At 30.2% G+C, this 17332-nt stretch carries 17 protein-coding genes; 15 read left to right on the forward strand and 2 right to left on the reverse strand.

The genetic code is table 11. From position 1 onward, the window contains the following. Positions 1–36 precede the first annotated feature (36 nt). Both putP and HMPREF9309_RS04095 read left to right on the forward strand, forming a co-directional pair. On the forward strand, positions 37–1545 hold the full coding sequence (gene putP, locus HMPREF9309_RS04090; protein ID WP_016646658.1) for a sodium/proline symporter PutP: 1509 nt from the start codon (positions 37–39) through the stop codon (positions 1543–1545). Further along, a complete protein-coding gene (locus tag HMPREF9309_RS04095) occupies positions 1535–2761 on the forward strand; it encodes a DUF2130 domain-containing protein (protein WP_016646659.1) in 1227 nt (408 codons plus the stop codon). Before putP ends, HMPREF9309_RS04095 begins: the two co-directional genes overlap by 11 nt. A 212-nt stretch (positions 2762–2973) precedes the next feature. On the opposite strand, the gene HMPREF9309_RS04100 is transcribed toward HMPREF9309_RS04095, so the two are convergent. After that, positions 2974–3390, reverse strand: a complete 417-nt coding sequence (locus HMPREF9309_RS04100; protein ID WP_016646660.1) for an Hsp20/alpha crystallin family protein — start codon at positions 3388–3390, stop codon at positions 2974–2976. A gap of 243 nt (positions 3391–3633) precedes the next feature. Here HMPREF9309_RS04100 and petA point away from each other — a divergent pair, with 243 nt between their 5' ends. From petA to HMPREF9309_RS04115, 3 genes are read left to right on the forward strand one after another with little or no spacing between them, the layout of a single operon-like run. After that, positions 3634–4134: a ubiquinol-cytochrome c reductase iron-sulfur subunit gene (gene petA / locus HMPREF9309_RS04105; protein ID WP_016646661.1), complete on the forward strand. Its 501-nt coding sequence runs from the start codon at positions 3634–3636 to the stop codon at positions 4132–4134. 10 nt (positions 4135–4144) lie between these two features. Then, positions 4145–5404 (forward strand): cytochrome b, encoded by a 1260-nt coding sequence (locus tag HMPREF9309_RS04110; RefSeq protein ID WP_016646662.1) that lies wholly within the window; start codon positions 4145–4147, stop codon positions 5402–5404. 1 nt (position 5405) lies between these two features. Continuing rightward, positions 5406–6539: a c-type cytochrome gene (locus HMPREF9309_RS04115; RefSeq protein WP_016646663.1), complete on the forward strand. Its 1134-nt coding sequence runs from the start codon at positions 5406–5408 to the stop codon at positions 6537–6539. A gap of 91 nt (positions 6540–6630) precedes the next feature. Here the strand turns inward: HMPREF9309_RS04115 and mnmG are convergent, their stop codons facing one another. Then, positions 6631–8493, reverse strand: a complete 1863-nt coding sequence (gene mnmG / locus HMPREF9309_RS04120) for a tRNA uridine-5-carboxymethylaminomethyl(34) synthesis enzyme MnmG (protein WP_016646664.1) — start codon at positions 8491–8493, stop codon at positions 6631–6633. Between the two features lie 104 nt (positions 8494–8597). On the opposite strand from mnmG, the gene bioB reads away from it, so the two are divergent. From bioB to argS, 10 genes are all read left to right on the forward strand, one after another. After that, positions 8598–9563: a biotin synthase BioB gene (gene bioB, locus HMPREF9309_RS04125; protein ID WP_016646665.1), complete on the forward strand. Its 966-nt coding sequence runs from the start codon at positions 8598–8600 to the stop codon at positions 9561–9563. Positions 9564–9583: 20 nt separating this feature from the next. Continuing rightward, positions 9584–10201: a riboflavin synthase gene (locus tag HMPREF9309_RS04130; RefSeq protein WP_016646666.1), complete on the forward strand. Its 618-nt coding sequence runs from the start codon at positions 9584–9586 to the stop codon at positions 10199–10201. Then, positions 10165–10878 carry a peptidoglycan editing factor PgeF gene (pgeF, locus tag HMPREF9309_RS04135; RefSeq protein WP_016646667.1) on the forward strand — a complete coding sequence of 238 codons (714 nt, stop codon included), beginning with the start codon at positions 10165–10167 and terminating at the stop codon, positions 10876–10878. The genes HMPREF9309_RS04130 and pgeF overlap by 37 nt, the downstream gene beginning before the upstream one ends. 117 nt (positions 10879–10995) lie before the next feature. After that, the gene (rpsB, locus tag HMPREF9309_RS04140; protein WP_016646668.1) at positions 10996–11787 is read left to right on the forward strand and encodes a 30S ribosomal protein S2; all 792 of its coding nucleotides are present in this window, start codon (positions 10996–10998) and stop codon (positions 11785–11787) included. Continuing rightward, positions 11787–12836: a translation elongation factor Ts gene (gene tsf, locus HMPREF9309_RS04145; RefSeq protein WP_016646669.1), complete on the forward strand. Its 1050-nt coding sequence runs from the start codon at positions 11787–11789 to the stop codon at positions 12834–12836. The genes rpsB and tsf overlap by 1 nt, the downstream gene beginning before the upstream one ends. Before the next feature lie 7 nt (positions 12837–12843). After that, positions 12844–13488, forward strand: coding sequence for an ABC transporter ATP-binding protein (locus HMPREF9309_RS04150; RefSeq protein WP_016646670.1), 645 nt, complete (start codon positions 12844–12846; stop codon positions 13486–13488). 87 nt (positions 13489–13575) lie between these two features. Then, complete coding sequence (locus HMPREF9309_RS04155) at positions 13576–14889, forward strand: hypothetical protein (protein ID WP_016646671.1); 1314 nt, start codon at positions 13576–13578, stop codon at positions 14887–14889. Beyond that, complete coding sequence (gene gmk, locus HMPREF9309_RS04160; protein ID WP_231370848.1) at positions 14889–15503, forward strand: guanylate kinase; 615 nt, start codon at positions 14889–14891, stop codon at positions 15501–15503. The genes HMPREF9309_RS04155 and gmk overlap by 1 nt, the downstream gene beginning before the upstream one ends. Before the next feature lie 17 nt (positions 15504–15520). After that, positions 15521–15730 (forward strand): Sec-independent protein translocase subunit TatA/TatB, encoded by a 210-nt coding sequence (locus HMPREF9309_RS04165; protein WP_016646673.1) that lies wholly within the window; start codon positions 15521–15523, stop codon positions 15728–15730. 4 nt (positions 15731–15734) lie between these two features. Beyond that, positions 15735–17330, forward strand: coding sequence for an arginine--tRNA ligase (argS, locus tag HMPREF9309_RS04170; protein WP_016646674.1), 1596 nt, complete (start codon positions 15735–15737; stop codon positions 17328–17330). Positions 17331–17332: the final 2 nt, after the last annotated feature.

The raw sequence follows: 17332 nt of genomic DNA on the forward strand, positions 1-17332 counted from the left end.
AGATTATTATTTTTTAAAGCTATGATTGGAGAGTATATGAATTTTAGTACATATTTAGCTATTGGGCTTTATTTTGCAATTTTGCTTTTTATAGGAAAAATTTCTTATAACAAAAATGCTGGATTAAACGAATATTTATTAGACAATAGAAGCCTTGGTCCTTTTGTTACAGCTTTAAGTGCTGGGGCAAGCGATATGAGCGGATGGATGCTTTTAGGACTTCCTGGTGCAATTTATTTAAGCGGACTTTGCAATGTTTGGATAGCTATCGGACTTACAATCGGAGCTTGGTGCAATTATAAATTTTTAGCAAAAAGACTTAGGGTTTATACAGAAGTAGCTGATGACAGCGTAACAATACCTGATTTTTTAGAAAATAGATTTAAAGATAAGACAAAAGTTTTAAGAATTGTCTCAGGACTTGTTATTTTGGTTTTTTATACACTTTATGTAAGTAGCGGAATAATTGCAGGTGGAAAAACATTTTCTAGTTTTTTTGGACTTCCTTTTGTGCTTGGAGCAGTTTTAACAACTTTAATTGTTGTTTTTTATACATTTTTTGGTGGTTTTAAAGCTGTTTGTTTAACTGATGCTTTTCAGGGTGCATTGATGTTTTTGGTGCTTATCATGATTCCTATTGGAGCATATTTTGCACTTGATTTAAGTAATACAAGTTTTTTTAAAGAAGTTATAAAATATGGAAATATTGCTTCTAGCCAGCATTTAAATCCATTTTCAAATCAGACATTTTTAGGCATTTTAGGACTTCTTGCTTGGGGGCTTGGATATTTTGGACAACCTCACATAATAGTTAGATTTATGGCTATAAGAAGCTCAAAAGAGCTTGATCAAGCTAGAAATATAGGAATTTTATGGATGGCTTTGGGACTCTTGGGTGCTGTTTGTAGTGGTCTTATAGGTTTTGTTTATTTTAATCAACAAGGAATTAATCTAAAAGACGCTGAAACTGTATTTTTGGAACTTGGTAAAACACTATTTCATCCATTTTTTGTAGGAATTATCATAACTGCTGTTTTGGCTGCTATAATGAGTACTATGTCAAGCCAGCTTTTAGTTACAGCAAGCTCAGTTACAAAGGATTTTATTTTTGCTTTTTATAAAAAAGATGTAAGTGCAAAAACTCAAACACTAATAAGTAGAATTTCAGTTGTATTTATAGCTGTAATTTCAACATTTTTAGCTTTTGTTTATAAAAATACCGTTTTAGGCGTTGTAGGAAATGCTTGGGCTGGGTTTGGTGCTAGTTTTGGTGCGGTGCTTTTATTTAGCCTATATTCAAAAAAAATGACCGCACTCTCAGCACTTCTTGGTATGGTAAGTGGTGGTGGAGTAGTTATTTTATGGATAGTTTTTAATCTATCAAGTGTGGTTTATGAAATACTTCCTGGTTTTTTTGTTTCAAGCCTTGTAATAATTCTAGTAAATAAATATAGTGAAGTTTTAGGAAAAATGACAGATGAGCCAAAGCAAAATGTGATATTTGAAGAATTTGATAAGATGAAAGCAAGAAGCAATGACAAATAATTTAGTCAAATGTCCAAAATGTGGTAATGAATTTCCTATAAATGAAAGTATAAAAGAGGAATTAAAGCAAGAATATAATGCTAAATTTTTAAGCATAAAAAGTGATTTTGATAAGAAAATAAATGATTTAAAACAAAAAGAGGCAAAATTTGATGAAAATTTACAAAATGCTGTAAATTTACAGCTTCAAAAAGAGCGTTTAAGCTTAGAAGCAAATTTAAAAAGCAAATTTGAAGCTGAAAATAAAGCCTTAATTGAAACTTTAAAAAATGACTTAAAAGAGCAATCAAGCAAAATTTCAGAGCTTAATAAACAAACTGCCGAAATTGAAGCGCTAAAAAGAAAAAATTTAGAACTTGAAGCTGAGTATAAAGCAAAAATGGAAATTTCTTTAAATGAGAAACTAAAAGATGAAAAAGAAAAAATTTCAAAACAATTAAATGATGAAAATGAACTCAAATTTAAAGAATTTGAAAAGCAAAAAGATGATTTAATAAAACAAATTAATGAGTTAAAAAGAAAAAGTGAACTTACTTCACAGCAACTCCAAGGTGAGGTTATGGAACTTGCTATTGAGGAGTTTTTAAGCGCGAAATTTCCACTTGATGAAATTTTAGAAGTTAAAAAAGGCGTAAATGGAGCTGACTGCGAACATATCGTAAAAAATGAATTTGGTATTAAGTGTGGAAAAATAATTTATGAAAGCAAAAGAACTAAAAATTTTGGCTCTGATTGGATAGCAAAACTAAAAGATGATATGCTTCAAAGTAGTGCAGATATCGGGGTTTTAGTAACTCAAACTATGCCAAAAGAACTCAATAGAATGGGACTAATGGATGGCGTTTGGGTTTGTAGTTTTGATGAGTTTAAAGGACTTTGCGCAGTGCTTAGAGAAAGCATCATAAAAATATCAAGCGCAAAAGTAAATTCTCAAAATACTGATTTAAAAATGGGACTTTTATATAAATATCTAACTTCCAATAAATTTAAAATGCAAGTTGAAATGGTTGTTGAAAGTTTTAATAATATGCAAAATAGCCTAATAAAAGAGCAAAATGCGATGAAAAAGATCTGGAAAGAAAGAGAAGTTGCTATAGAAAAAGCAAGAGATAGTGCTATTGATATGTTTGGTGAAATAAAAGGCATTGCCGGTGAAAGTGTCGCAAGTGTTGAGAGCTTGGAAATTGAAAATATCTTAGAATTAAAAGATGAATGAGTTTTTTTAAAAAATAGTTTTGGTTTTTTGTTTTGTAAATTTATCAAATACAGCGAATTATTTTTTTGTGAAATAAAATTAGTTCGTATTTAAAAATATATGAGTTTATGAAATTTGCCAAAGAGTAGGAAAAATTTAGAACTTTTGCAAATTTTTATGCTAAGTTGTTTTAAATAAAATTATAAATTTGCCACCAAAAAGGTGGCAAAAGTTTATTTAACCTCTATTTTTTTAGCAACTTTTGGAGCTACTTTTGGAATTGAAATTTCTAAAACTCCATTATTAAAAGATGCCTCTATGTTTTCGTTATCTACACTATCAGGAAGTGAAAAACTTCTACTAAATTTGCCAAAAACACTTTCTACTTTGTAGTAGTCATCTTCTTTAATTTCATTTTTAATTTTTCTTTCTCCACTTATTGAGATATGGTTTTTATCCAAATCAACACTAACATCTTCTTTTTTAACTCCTGGAAGATCAACTTCTATGTAGTATGCCTTATCATCTTCTCTTGTATTTACAGATGGAGTAAATCCAGAAATACTTTTTTCACTACTTAGTGGAAGATTGAAAAATCTATCTCCAAGTTCTGAAAAACTGATGAATGGTTCATATCTTTTAACTTTCATAATTTTCTCCTTTAAGTTAAATTATTTATTTAAATTGAGTGTATTATACTAAACTTTATAAAAAATGTCAAGTATTTTTAGCAATTAAATATTATAAGTGCTAATAAAATTTATAAATATAAATTTATTTTAAATTAATGCTTAAAATTAAACTAAAAATTTACTCAAATGTTTTATAAATTATTATAATTTAATAATTATTTAGATAAAATCAACTAATCATTATTTTATGAAAGGATAAGAATGTCTATTGAAAATAAAAAAAGAAGAGATTTTATAGGACTTTCTTTTACTGCGGTTGCAGCAGTTGGCGGGCTTGCCGGACTTGTAGCTATGAAAAAAACCTGGGATCCGCTTCCAAGCGTTAAAGCTGCAGGTTTTACAACAGTTGATTTAAGTGCTGTTGTAGAAGGGGAGCTTTATCAAACCCAGTGGAGAAAAAAACCTATTTTCATACTTAAAAAATCATCTGATATGAAACCTGATGATTCTAGGGATGTTGTAGTTGGAGATGCTAGATATACAGTTTGTATCGGGCTTTGCACACATTTGGGTTGTATTCCAAGCTTTAAAAATAACCAATTTATTTGTGCCTGTCATGGTGGGCTTTTTGATGCTAGTGGAAATGCAACTTTTGGGCCACCGCCTCGTGGGCTTGATATCCCTCCGTTTAAGATAGAAGGAACAACTTTGGTTTTAGGCGAAGTTGGACCTGAGTATGAAAAACTTGTTGGCAAAGCATAAGGAGGATTAGATGGCGAGAATTAGAAAAGCTACTAGTCTTGGTGATTGGTTTGACCAGAGACTAGCTATAAATAAGTTTTGGAAAGTTATGGTTGCTGAGTATTGGATACCTAAAAATATCAGCTTTCTTTGGGCTATGGGAGTTATCCTTTTAGCACTTTTTGTTCTTTTAATAATAAGTGGCTTAATGCTAATGTGTTATTATAAGCCTGATGCTATGCTTGCATTTGATAGTGTTAATAAAACAATTATGCAAGAAGTAGAGTATGGATGGCTTTGGCGACATATACACGCAATTGCTGCTTCAGTTACATTCTTAATTATATATATTCATACACTAACAGGAATTTATTACCGCTCTTATAAGCAAGGCAGAGAGATGATTTGGATAAGTGGTATTATACTTATGGTTGTTTTCTCAGCTGAGGCATTTAGTGGATATATGCTTCCTTGGGGACAGATGAGCTATTGGGCAGCCCAAGTTATAACTCAACTTTTTGGTGGAATTCCATTTATTGGAGATGCTGTTGTTGAGTGGATGAGAGGAGATTATGCAGTAAGTGACCCAACTTTAACAAGATTTTTTATGCTTCATGTTTGTTTGCTTCCACTTGTTGTTATAGTTGCTTTAGCACTTCACTTTTATGCTTTAAGATTTCCACATGTAAATAACCTAACAGGTGAGGAAATAGATTTTGACTTAGAAGCTGAAAAATATTTAGAAGGAAAAACAAAAGAGAGTAAAGTTATTCCATTTTGGCCTGGATTTTTGGCAAAAGACTTTTATTATGTTTCTATATTTATGGTATTTTTCTTCTATCTTGTAGGATTTAATTTTGGTTTTGCAATGGATCCTATAAATTTCGATCCAGCAAATAGCTTAAAAACACCACCGCATATATATCCTGAATGGTATTTTTTATGGGAATATGAAATTTTAAGAGGATTTTTCTTTGATGTTGGGCCTTTAAAAGCTGCTGATATCGGGCTTATTGCATTTGCTTTTGCTATGGTTTCATTAGCATTTATTCCATGGCTTGATAGAAGTGATGTTGTAGCTCCTGCCCATAAAAATAAAGGATTTTTCGTATGGTTTTGGGTGCTTTTAGTTGATTTAATACTTTTAAGTGTGTTTGGTAAATTACCTGCTGATGGCTCTACTTTTGGAATTGCAAATACTTATATAGGTTTTGTTTTATCAATGCTTTATATTATTCTAATCCTAGTTGCATTGCCGCTTGTAACTATCGCAGAAAGAAAAAGGGGTTAAGATGAAAGGGTTAAAACCATTATTAGTAGTTATATTTTTTACACTATTGTTGTATTGGGGGATAGAGCCTTACGCTCATTCAAAACTTAATCCACATGTTGATCCGGCAAATTATGATTTTGCGGCTGAAGATATAACTTTAGCAAAATCTAATGTTAAAAAAGCAGAAGAGGATGTTAGAAAAGCAGAAAAATCAGGTCTTGAAGATATGATAAAAAATGCAAAACTTGACCTTAATAATGCTAAGTCAAATTTAGATAAATACAGTGCTTTTTGGGATGAGATAAACAAAATAGATTTAACAAAAGGCAATGCCGCAACTGGTGCAGAAACATTTTTAATGGCTGGATGTACAGCATGTCACGGTGTTGAGTCAGCTGGTATGCCAGCTGCGTTAAGTGCAATGGATTCAAGTCAAGCTTATGGAGTAAATCCACCTGATTTGAGTATAGCTGGTAAGATATTTGATGATAAATTTTTAGCAGCACTTATTAAAGATCCAGTTATGGCTCAAAAGCTAGATCATAAATTTGGCGATGAAGTCCCTTATCCAATGCCTGGATTTTTCGGCGTAGGTGGTGATATAAATCAAGAATTAGCTGATATTGTTGCATACTTAAAATCAATCGTTCCAAGCGATGATGGCATAGTAGAGCTTTATGCAAATAAAATGGTTGCAAAAGATGAATTAAGCGAAAATGACAAAGCTAAATTTATAGATGGTCTAAGTAAAAATGATAAAGAAAATATCATAAATAAAGTAATCTATGCAGATGCTTGTCAAAGATGCCATGATATGAAATATGATGATGTTTATGCCGATGGAGATAAATCAAGCATTGCAGCATATCTTGGTTCAACTCCACCTGATCTTTCTATGTATATAAGATCAAGAAGTAAAGAATTTTTACATAACTTTTTGAATGATACTCAAAAGATGCTTCCAGGAACTGCTATGCCAAGAGTTGGCTTAAATAAAGAAAGTGAAACTAAAGTCATAGAATATATGGAAAATATTGGAGATAGCAAAAAAGCTGAAAGAGAAAGCTTATCTATTTACATAATGATATATTTTGTGATACTTGCTGTATTTGCTGGACTTTGGAAGAGAAAAGTTTGGTCAAGTCTTCACTAAGTTAAAATTTACCGCTTTAAACGGCGGTAAATTTTTTATACTTAAATTTAAAATTATAATAAAAGATTTATTTTATATATTTTTGTGAGAGCTATTTTTTTCTACTTTGCATTTTTATATAAATATGAAGCAGATCAATTGCTGCTGGAGTTATGCCGCTAATTTCACTTGCTGCAAATAAAGTTGGTGGGTTAAATTTATTTAGCTTTTCAACTACTTCATTGCTAAGGCCTGAAATTTTTTTAAAGTCTAAATCGCTAGGAATTTTAACATTTAACATCTCTTTCATTTTTTTGACTTCATCAAGTTGCATTTGAATGTAAAAATAATATTTGCATTCTATTAAAATTTCCTCACAACTTCTATCATCTAAATTTTCAAAAAAACTGTTAATTTGTTTTAATTTTTCTTTGTTAAAGCTTTTTCTAGCGACTATTTTTTGCCAAGTAACGATATTTGTTATTTTTTCTTCACCAAGTTTTTCTAAAAAAGCATTATTTTCATTTGATGGATTAAGTGAAGTGTTGGTTAAAAAGTCCATTCCTTTTTTGACATTTTCTTTTACTTTTTGTGAAAAATTATAAATTTCATCATCTAAAAGCCCGATATTTTGTCCATACTCACATAGTCTTAAAAATGCATTATCTTCTCTTAGTAAAAGTCTATATTCAGCCCTACTTGTAAACATTCTATATGGCTCTTTTGTTCCTTTTGTAACAAGATCATCTATCATAACACCGATATAAGCTTCATCTCTTCTTAGTATCAAAGGGCTTTTTTCATCAGCTTCAAGTGAGGCATTTATACCAGCCATAAGTCCTTGAGCCGCGGCTTCTTCGTATCCAGTTGTGCCATTTATCTGTCCAGCTAGAAAAAGTCCTTTTATCTTTTTTGTCTCAAGTGAGTGTTTTAATTCAGTAGGCTCGACAAAATCATACTCAATTGCATATCCATGTCTTACAATTTTAGCGTTTTCAAAGCCTTTTATTGTTTTAAGCATTGCTTTTTGTACCTCAAATGGAAGCGAGGATGAAAGCCCATTTATATAATATTCAGTTGCATCTTTTGTTTGAGGTTCGATAAAAAGGTGATGTCTATCGCGATCTTTAAATCTATTTACCTTATCTTCTATACTAGGGCAGTATCTTGGTCCCACACCTGCTATTTGTCCTGTAAAAATTGGAGCTTTATCAAAATTTGCTCTTATTATTTCATGTGTTTTTTCATTTGTATAAGTTATATAACAAGGAAGTTGTTTGGGATTAAAATTTTTTGTTCTTAGGCTAAATGGTTTTGGATTTTCATCTCCGCCTTGAATTTCTAAATCACTAAAATCGATACTATTTCCAAGCACTCTAGAGCAAGTTCCTGTTTTTAATCTCCCCATATTTAAGCCAAGACTTTTTAAAGAAGTTGATAAAGATTTTGAACTTAACTCTCCAACTCTTCCTGCCTCAAGTTTATTTGTGCCAACATGAATTAGTCCGTTTAAAAAAGTTCCTGTTGTAATTATTAATTTTTTAGTATAGTAAATACTATCAAGATGAGTTTTTACGCCCTGTATTTCTCCATCTTTCGTTAAAATTTCAGTTGCAATTTCTTGGGTTACATCTAAATTTTTTGTGTTTAAAAGTGTATTTCTTTGATAAATTCTATATTTATCCATGTCAATTTGAGCTCTACTTCCCCTAACTGCTGGACCTTTACTTTCGTTTAATACACGAAATTGAATACCACACTCATCAGTTGCTACACCCATCCAGCCGCCAAGAGCATCTATTTCTTTTACTAGGTGTCCTTTTGCTAAACCTCCAATTGCAGGATTGCAGCTTGCTGCTCCGATTTGTTCTGCTAAAATCGTTATAAGAAGAGTTTTTTTACCCATTTTTGCAGCAGCCAAACACGCTTCAATTCCAGCGTGTCCACCACCTACGACTATTACATCATAATTCATTTTCTATATTCCTTTAAATTTAAAGCTTAGATTTTATCAAAATTTATGTTAATTTTATATAATGTCACTTCAATTTCAAACTAAAATATAAAAAAGGAAAAATTTTGAGTTTTATTTCAGATTTGGCAAATTCAGTCATAAAAACAGAAGATATTACAAAAGAAGATGCTTTAAAGTTAGCCTGTAGTAGTGATTTAGAAGAGCTTTTAAAAAATGCTGATAAAATAAGAAAACATTTTTGCAAAAACAATTTTAACCTCTGCTCAATCATAAACGCAAAATCAGGAAAATGTAGTGAAAACTGCAAATATTGTGCTCAATCAGCTCATTTCAAAACGAATTCACCAAATTACTCACTTTTAAACAATGATATAATTTTTAAAGAGGCTTTAAAATTTGAAGAAAAAGGTGTTCACAGATTTTCTTTAGTTATGAGCGGAAAAGGTGTAAAAGATAACTCAGATGAGCTTAATAGGCTTGAAGAAATTTATAAATACTTAACTAAAAACTCTAAGATCCATCTTTGTGGTTCTTTTGGTATAGTTAGTCTTGAAACTCTTAAAAAATTGAAAAATGCAGGGCTTAAAACATATCATCACAATCTTGAAACCTCAAGACGCTTTTTTCCAAGAATTTGTTCAACCCACACTTATGATGATAGGATAAATACCATTAAAAACGCGAAATTAGCCGGACTTGATGTTTGTAGTGGAGCGATTTTTGGAATGGGTGAGAGTTTAGAAGATAGAATTGATTTAGCATTTGATTTAAAAAAGCTTAATGTCTCAAGTGTGCCTTTAAATATCTTAACACCGATAAAAGGAACTCCACTTGAGAATTTATCTCCATTACCAAAAGATGAAATTTTAAAAAGTATTGCAATTTTTAGATTTATTTTACCAAAGGCTTATTTAAGATATGCAGGTGGAAGAAATAATCTTGGCGAGTTTGTAGAAGCTGGATTAAAAGGTGGTATAAACTCAGCTTTAACGGGAGATTTTTTAACAACCAAAGGCGATGGTGTTGAAAATGATAAAAATATGGTTTTAAAAAATGGATTTGAAATTTAAAATGCAAATTTGGAGAGAATATGTTTAATGGACTTATAAGAGAATTTGGTGAAGTTGTAAAATTTGATGGAAAAACTTTAAGTTTAAAGTCAAATTTAAAGCCAAATATAGGTGATAGCATTGCTGTAAATGGAGCTTGTCTAAGTGTAGTAAAAGTTTTTGATAATGGCTTTAATGTTGAGCTTAGTGATGAGAGTAAAAGTGTTTTGGCGGTGCAGAATTTAAAAGGCAAAGTTCATTTAGAGCCTGCTTTAAAAGTTGGTGATAGAGTTGATGGACATTTTGTGCAAGGTCATATTGACGGACTTGGAGAAATTTATAAAATAACTACTTTAAAAAGCGGGTTTGATTTTTTTATAAAACTTCCTTTAAATTTGATGCCTTTGATGGCAAACAAAGGAAGCGTGGCAATTGATGGAGTTAGTTTAACAATAAATGAAGTTTTAAAAGATGGCATAAGGCTTACTATCATTGCACTAACTATGAAAGATACGCTTTTTGGTGAATATAAAGTAGGCAGAGTCGTAAATGTAGAAAGCGATCTTTTGGCAAGATATACAAAACGAATTTTGGGTTATAAGGATAAAAAAAAGGAACTTTCATGGGAAGAGATAGATCATATCTCAAGCCTTTATTAAATAATGATTTTGTAAATTTAGGCTTTACAAATATATTTGGAGGTGTTTCAAAAAAACCATTTGAAAGCTTAAATTTAGGCTCTCATGTTGGAGATATCGCAGAAAATGTTATAAAAAATAAAAAGATTCTACAAAATAATTTAGGTGTTGAAAAAATTATTTTTATGGAGCAAATTCACAGCGATAAAGTTGAAATTCTAAAAAGCCATAACCAAATTTTGCAACCATGTGATGCTGTGATTACAAATTTAAAAAATATTGCACTTTGTGTTATGGTGGCTGATTGTATGCCAGTTATTTTATATTCAAAAAAATGCGTAGCTGCTGTTCATGCAGGAAGAAGTGGAGTTTTAAAACATATTATTTCAAAAACCATAAATTTAATGAAAGATGAGTTTAAAGTAGATCAAATTTCACTTTTCATAGGACCTTTTATACAAAAAAATTGTTATGAAATAGGTGATTTAGATTTAAAAGAATTTAATAAATTTGTAGTTTTAAATGATAAAAATAAAAGATGTTTTGATTTAAAAAGTGCAGTTTTAGATGAGATTAAGAATTTAAATTTAAAAAGTGTTAAAATTTCAAAAATTTGCACGCATTGTGATAAAAACTACTTTTCATACAGAAGAGATAAAATAACTGGAAGATTTGCAGGTTGGGTGTATTTAAAGTAAAATTAAGATATTTTTGATAAAATTAAGCCTTTATTTCACACACGCAAATCCTTATTTAGTTGCAAATTTGCTAAGGTGCGTGGAGGAAAAAAACTAAATATTTTTAAGGAGAAACTCATGATTACAATGAGAGATTTACTAGAGTGTGGTGTACATTTCGGTCACCAAACAAGAAGATGGAACCCAAAGATGAAAAAATTTATCTTTGGAGAGAGAAAAGGCATTTATATTATAGATTTACAAAAAACTATAAGATATTTTAGACATACTTATAACATTGTAAGAGATGCAGCAGCTGAGGGAAAAACTGTTTTATTTGTAGGTACTAAAAAGCAAGCCGGTCAAACTCTAAAAGAATATGCTGAAAAATGTGGAATGCCGTATGTAAATCATCGCTGGTTAGGCGGTATGCTAACAAATTTTGGAACTATTAGAAAATCAATTAGAAAGCTTGAAGTAATTGAGCAAATGGAAGAAGATGGTTCAGTTGATTTACTAACAAAAAAAGAAGCTTTAATGCTTAAAAGACAAAAAGATAAATTAATTGCTTATCTTGGTGGTATTAGAAACATGGAAAAACTTCCTGATATGATGTTTATAATTGATGTTGCAAAAGAAAAAATTGCCGTTCAAGAGGCTAATAGATTAGGTATTCCTATTGTTGCTCCGCTTGATACAAACTGTGATCCAGACCTTGTAACTTACCCAATTCCTGGAAACGATGATGCGATTAGATCAATTCAGCTATTTTGCAGTGAAATGGCAGAGGCAATCAATGAGGGCAAAGCTTTAAGAGATGAAGATGGTGAAGAAAAAGTTCCTGCAACACAAGAAGAAAAAGATGAAGTTTTAGATGAGGCTATGAATTTGGATGAAATTGATGTAGATGAAATGGAGGATAAAGAATAATGGCAATAACTGCAGCTATGGTAAAAGAGCTCCGTGAGGCAACTGGAGCTGGTATGATGGACTGCAAAAAGGTCCTTGTTGAAACTAATGGCGACATTGAAAAAGCTGTTGCTATTTTAAGAGAAAAAGGTCTTGCAAAAGCAGCAAAAAAAGCTGATAGACTAGCTAGTGAGGGTCTTGCAGGTCTTATTATAAATGATAATTTCACAAAAGCAAGTTTAATTGAAGTAAATTCAGAAACAGACTTTGTTGCTAAAAATGATAAATTTATTACTTTGGTAAATGATACTTTAAAATTAATCCAAAATAATGATATTAAGGATTTAGACGAGCTAAATAAAGCAACTATAAATGGTGAAAATTTTGAAGAATATCTAAAATCACAAATTGCAACAATAGGTGAAAATTTAGTAGTTAGAAGATTTGCTACTATAAAAGGTGAAGCTATAAATGGCTATGTTCATTCAAATGGTAAAATAGCTGTAGCAATTGCTGCAAAATGCGGCAATGCTGACAAAGAAAAAGTAGTTGAGTTTTTAAGAAATTTAGCAATGCACGCTGCAGCAATGAAACCAAAAGTAATAAGCTATAAAGAGCTTGATCCAAAGTTTGTTGAAGAAGAACTTATTGCTTTAAAAGGTGAGTTTGAAAAGGAAAACGAAGAACTTGTTAGACTTGGCAAAACACTTCATCACATTCCTGAGTATGGCAGCAGACTTCAAATAGATGAAAAAGCCATAAAAAAAGCAGAAAATGAGATAAAAGAAGAGCTTAAAAAAGAGGGAAAACCTGAAAAAATTTGGGATAAAATAATTCCTGGTAAACTTGATAGATTTTTTGCAGATAACACTGTAATTGATCAAAGATGTACTCTTTTAGGTCAATTTTATGTAATGGATGACAAAAAAACAGTTGAGCAAGTTATAGAAGAAAAAAGTAAAGAGCTTGGCGATAAGATAGAGATTACTTCATACGTAAGAATTGAAGTAGGCGAGGGCTTAGAAAAAAAAGTTGATGACTTTGCAGCGGAAGTAGCAGCACAACTATAGGCTAAATATGGAACTTTTAAAGAGTGTGGGATTAAAACATAGTTTTGACTACACTCTTTTTGAAAATTTGAATCTAACTCTTTTAAGTAAGCAGAGTTTAGCTATTTTGGGGGTTAGTGGATGTGGAAAATCTACACTTTTACACATCTTATCTACACTTTTAAAGCCTGATGAGGGCGAGGTATTTTATAAGAACATCTCACTTTATTCGCAAAATACAGATGAAAAATTAAAAATTAGACGACACGATTTTGGTATAATTTTTCAGTCACATTACCTATTTAAAGGTTTTAGTGCTTATGAAAATATTGAACTTTCCACACTTCTTACAAAACAAAAAATGGATAACGAGCTTTTTAAAAAGCTTAAAATTGAAAATGTTTTAAATCAAAAAGTTGGAGAATTAAGCGGTGGACAACAGCAACGCGTTAGTATCGCAAGAGTACTTAGTAAAAAACCAAGTATTATTTTTGCCGATGAGCCAACTGGAAATTTGGACAAAGATACCGCAAGTGATGTTATGAGCACTTTATTTAATTATATAAAAAATACAAATTCCGGTCTTATTTTAGTAACTCATGATGAAAAAATCGCTTCAAATTGCGATGAAGTTTATAGACTTGAAAATAAAATTTTAAAAAAAATCAGTTAAAAAATAAAAAACTTTTTAAAACTAAGCAATTAATAATCAAATTTATCATAAAATATCATAAAATATATTATAAGAAGGAAATGCCAAATGAAAATTTTACTAAAAAGCGAAAATCCAGCAGTTTTATCAATAGTTGAAATTTGTTGTGAGAGAGCTGGTTTTGATAGACCTTATACCAAGGATGATGGTGAGTTTGATTTGGTGATAAAGGATTGTGAGAGATTGGAAGATGTAACTGATGATAAAGAAACTCTTTTTTTAATTCCAAGAAATTTTAAAGATGAGGTAGGAAATGTAAATTTTATCATAAAGCCTTTTTTACCTACTGAATTAATTAAATTTTTAAAAGATTATGAAACTAAGACAGATTTTAGTGAAGAAAAATTTTCATCAAATACCAAAGAAAATCTAAATGAGAAAATAAGTCCATTAGTAAGTGAAGAAAATTTAAGCAAGCAAATTATTTCTTTAAGAGATGAAGATAAAAAAGATGAGCTTGAAAAAATTGGCTCTTTAATAAATGAAATTGATAAGATGGATGATTCAAAAACCAATGACAAAACTCTAAAAGAAGAAGATTCTTTAGATGAAGATGAATTAGATGATTTACTTGAAAATTTAGATGATGATGTGCCTTTAGATGAGTTAATCGGCAAGCTTGATGCTGGTTTTGATGATGAGCTTACTTGCAATGAGGATGAAAAAAAAGAGCTAAATGATGCTGATATTAAGCCTATTTCTATAGATACTGAGTTGTTGGATGAAAATTTAGATGTTACAAAAGAAAATCACGATAAAGATCAAAAATCAAAGCAAGATGAAGTAGAAAAAATAGAAACTAGTAAAGATTTTAAAACTATCCCATTGGTTATGTATGATCAAAAAAATTTAGAAGATGAAATTTCTAATAAAGATGAAGAATCAAAAAAAATAGAAGAAGTCACAAAAAACGAAGAGTCAAAAACTACTGATGAGCTATCTTTTTTTGATGAATATGATGAGGTAAAACCACACAATCCTCCACTAACAGCTCTTGATATTGAAGAGCTTGATGATAGATGTGATGATAAAAATAGCCAAAATTTTGAAGATGATGAATTAGAAGATGATGAATTAAATGATTATGACCTTGATGATGAGTTTAAAATAAAATCTAATGAGTGTGAAAATAAAGATGATAAATCTTGTGAGGCAAAAGATAATGCTTGTAAAAAACAAGACTTTATTAGCTTAAATGACTTATTAAGCAAAAAAGAAAATGAAACCTCAGATGAGGATCTTAAAAAAATTGCTAAAAAAGAGATGGAAAAAGAGCTTAAAGAGGCTTTGAAAAATGGTAAATTTAAAGAGATTTTTAAAGATATGAAAATTAAAATAAAAATTTCTTTCAAAGAAGATTAATAGTGAAAAAAGCGATAATAATATCAGGACCAAGTGGGAGTGGAAAAAGCTCACTTATAAATAGACTTTTAGAAGATGAGAAAGATATCTACTTCTCTATTTCAAGCACTACAAGAAGCATTAGAGAGGGCGAAAAAGATGGAGTGAGTTATCACTATGTAAGCAAAGATGACTTCAAAAAAGGCATTGAAAATGGTGATTTTCTAGAATGGGCTCTTGTTCATAAAAACTATTATGGAACATCTTTGGTGCCAGTTCAAAAAGCTTTAGATAGTGGTAAATTTGTTATTTTTGATATAGATGTTCAAGGTTTTAAACTCGCAAAAGAGCGCTTAAAAGATGAAATAGTTTCTATTTTTATAACAACTAAAAATAAGGGCGAGTTAAAAAATAGACTTATTAAAAGAGGAACTGATTCAAAAGAAGATATAGAGCGAAGAGTTATAAATGCAGCAACTGAAATGGGGCATTTAAACGAATATGATTATCTTATAATAAATGATGATTTCAATGAGTCCTATAAGGCTTTAAAATCAATATTTAACGCCATTAGATATAATACTAAAAATTTAGATCTTAGTGATATTATTGATAATTGGATATATGAAAATTAATTTTTAAGGAGAATAGTATGGTTAGTATGCAACAATTATTAATTGTTTTGATAATTATAATTTTACTTTTTGGTGCAAAGAAAATTCCAGAACTTGCAAAAGGCGTTGGACAAGGAATAAAGGTCTTTAAAAAAGAGATGGAGAGTGAAGAAAAAACTGAAAAAGTTGAAGCTCAAAAAGATGAAGCCAAAAAAACTGATGAGATAAAAGAAGAAACAAAGGCTTAATAGTTTGAAAGATATAGTTTTCGACAAAATAAAAGAAATTTTAAAAAAAGATTTTGTTTTAGAAAAGCCAAAAGATAAAAACTTAGCTCATTATGCTACACCTTTAGCTTTTTCTTTAGCAAAAGAGCTTCGTAAATCGCCAAAATTAATAGCCGATGAGCTTGCATTAGAGTTTAAAAACAGTGACATTTTTACAGCTAGTCCCCTAAATGGATATTTAAATTTTCACTTAAAACCTGAGTTTTTAGATAAGCTTGCTACAAATGCTTTAAATTCAGGTAAAAATTTTGCAAAAAGCAAAGATAAAAAAGAAAAAATTTTACTTGAATATGTTAGTGCAAATCCAACAGGTCCTCTTCATATAGGACATGTAAGAGGGGCTGTTTACGGAGATACATTAGCAAGAGTTGGAAGATATTTAGGATATGATATCACAACCGAGTATTATATAAATGATGCTGGAAATCAGATAAACATGCTTGGGCTTTCTATCTTTATAACAGGTGCAAATAAATTTTTAAACGCAAATTTAGATTTTGAAGAAAATTGCTACAAAGGCGATTATGTAGAAAATTTATCAGATGAGGCTTTAAAAGAGTTTGGAAAAGATATTTTTAAAAATAAGCAAAATGTAGAAAAATTAAGCCTTTGGGGAAAAGATAAAATGCTTTTGCTAATTAAAGATAATCTTTTAAAGGCTAATATTAAAATTCAAAATTGGGTTAGTGAAAAAAGTTTTGAAAATGAGCTTTTCGATACTTTAGATTGCCTTAAAAAAAATGGCGGAGTATATGAAAAAGACGGTAAAATTTGGATAAATTCTAGTGCACTTGGCGATGAAAAAGATAGAGTTATTATAAGAGAAGATAAAAGGCCTACCTATTTAGCAGGCGATATCGTCTATCACTACAATAAATTTAAAAGAGGATATGATCACTACATAAATATTTGGGGAGCTGATCATCACGGCTATATAAAAAGAGTAAAGTCAAGCATTCATTATCTTGGATTTGATGAAAATAAGCTTGAAGTTATCTTAGCACAAATGGTTAGTCTTTTAAAAGATGGCCAAACTTTCAAGATGAGTAAGAGAGCTGGAAATTTCATACTTATGAGCGATGTTTTGGAAGAAATTGGAAGTGATGCTTTAAGATTTATATTTATAACTAAAAAGTGTGACACGGCTTTAGAGTTTGATGTTTCAGAACTTAGCAAAGAAGATAGTTCAAATCCTATATTTTATATAAATTATGCCCATGCAAGAATTCATCAAATTTTTGCAAAAAGTGAAAAAAAAATAGACGATATAAAAGAAGCTAGTATTTTAAATTTAAATGACGAAGCTTTAAATTTATTATTTGAAGCACTTACTTTAAATGAAGTTTTAGAAGACGCATTTTTAAGTAGAAATTTGCAAAAAATTCCTGATTATCTTAAAAATATAGCTTCAAATTTTCATAAATTTTATAATGAAAACAGAGTTTTAGGTAGTGAGAATGAAGATGCTCTTTTAAAAGTTTTTGCTGTTGTGGCACTTTGTATAAAAACTGGCTTGTCTTTGATGGGAATTGAAGCTAAAAATATAATGACAAAGGAATAAAT

Source organism: Campylobacter ureolyticus ACS-301-V-Sch3b, assembly GCF_000413435.1.
Lineage (GTDB): Bacteria > Campylobacterota > Campylobacteria > Campylobacterales > Campylobacteraceae > Campylobacter_B > Campylobacter_B ureolyticus_A.

Coding starts and splice junctions, on each gene's coding strand:
- HMPREF9309_RS04150 (WP_016646670.1), top strand. CDS start 12,844: ATGGAACTTTTAAAGAGTGTGGGATTAAAACATAGTTTTGACTACACT.
- pgeF (WP_016646667.1), top strand. CDS start 10,165: ATGGGAAGAGATAGATCATATCTCAAGCCTTTATTAAATAATGATTTT.
- HMPREF9309_RS04110 (WP_016646662.1), top strand. CDS start 4,145: ATGGCGAGAATTAGAAAAGCTACTAGTCTTGGTGATTGGTTTGACCAG.
- putP (WP_016646658.1), top strand. CDS start 37: ATGAATTTTAGTACATATTTAGCTATTGGGCTTTATTTTGCAATTTTG.
- petA (WP_016646661.1), top strand. CDS start 3,634: ATGTCTATTGAAAATAAAAAAAGAAGAGATTTTATAGGACTTTCTTTT.
- rpsB (WP_016646668.1), top strand. CDS start 10,996: ATGATTACAATGAGAGATTTACTAGAGTGTGGTGTACATTTCGGTCAC.
- HMPREF9309_RS04100 (WP_016646660.1), bottom strand. CDS start 3,390: ATGAAAGTTAAAAGATATGAACCATTCATCAGTTTTTCAGAACTTGGA.
- HMPREF9309_RS04130 (WP_016646666.1), top strand. CDS start 9,584: ATGTTTAATGGACTTATAAGAGAATTTGGTGAAGTTGTAAAATTTGAT.
- mnmG (WP_016646664.1), bottom strand. CDS start 8,493: ATGAATTATGATGTAATAGTCGTAGGTGGTGGACACGCTGGAATTGAA.
- HMPREF9309_RS04095 (WP_016646659.1), top strand. CDS start 1,535: ATGACAAATAATTTAGTCAAATGTCCAAAATGTGGTAATGAATTTCCT.
- HMPREF9309_RS04155 (WP_016646671.1), top strand. CDS start 13,576: ATGAAAATTTTACTAAAAAGCGAAAATCCAGCAGTTTTATCAATAGTT.
- tsf (WP_016646669.1), top strand. CDS start 11,787: ATGGCAATAACTGCAGCTATGGTAAAAGAGCTCCGTGAGGCAACTGGA.
- HMPREF9309_RS04165 (WP_016646673.1), top strand. CDS start 15,521: ATGGTTAGTATGCAACAATTATTAATTGTTTTGATAATTATAATTTTA.
- HMPREF9309_RS04115 (WP_016646663.1), top strand. CDS start 5,406: ATGAAAGGGTTAAAACCATTATTAGTAGTTATATTTTTTACACTATTG.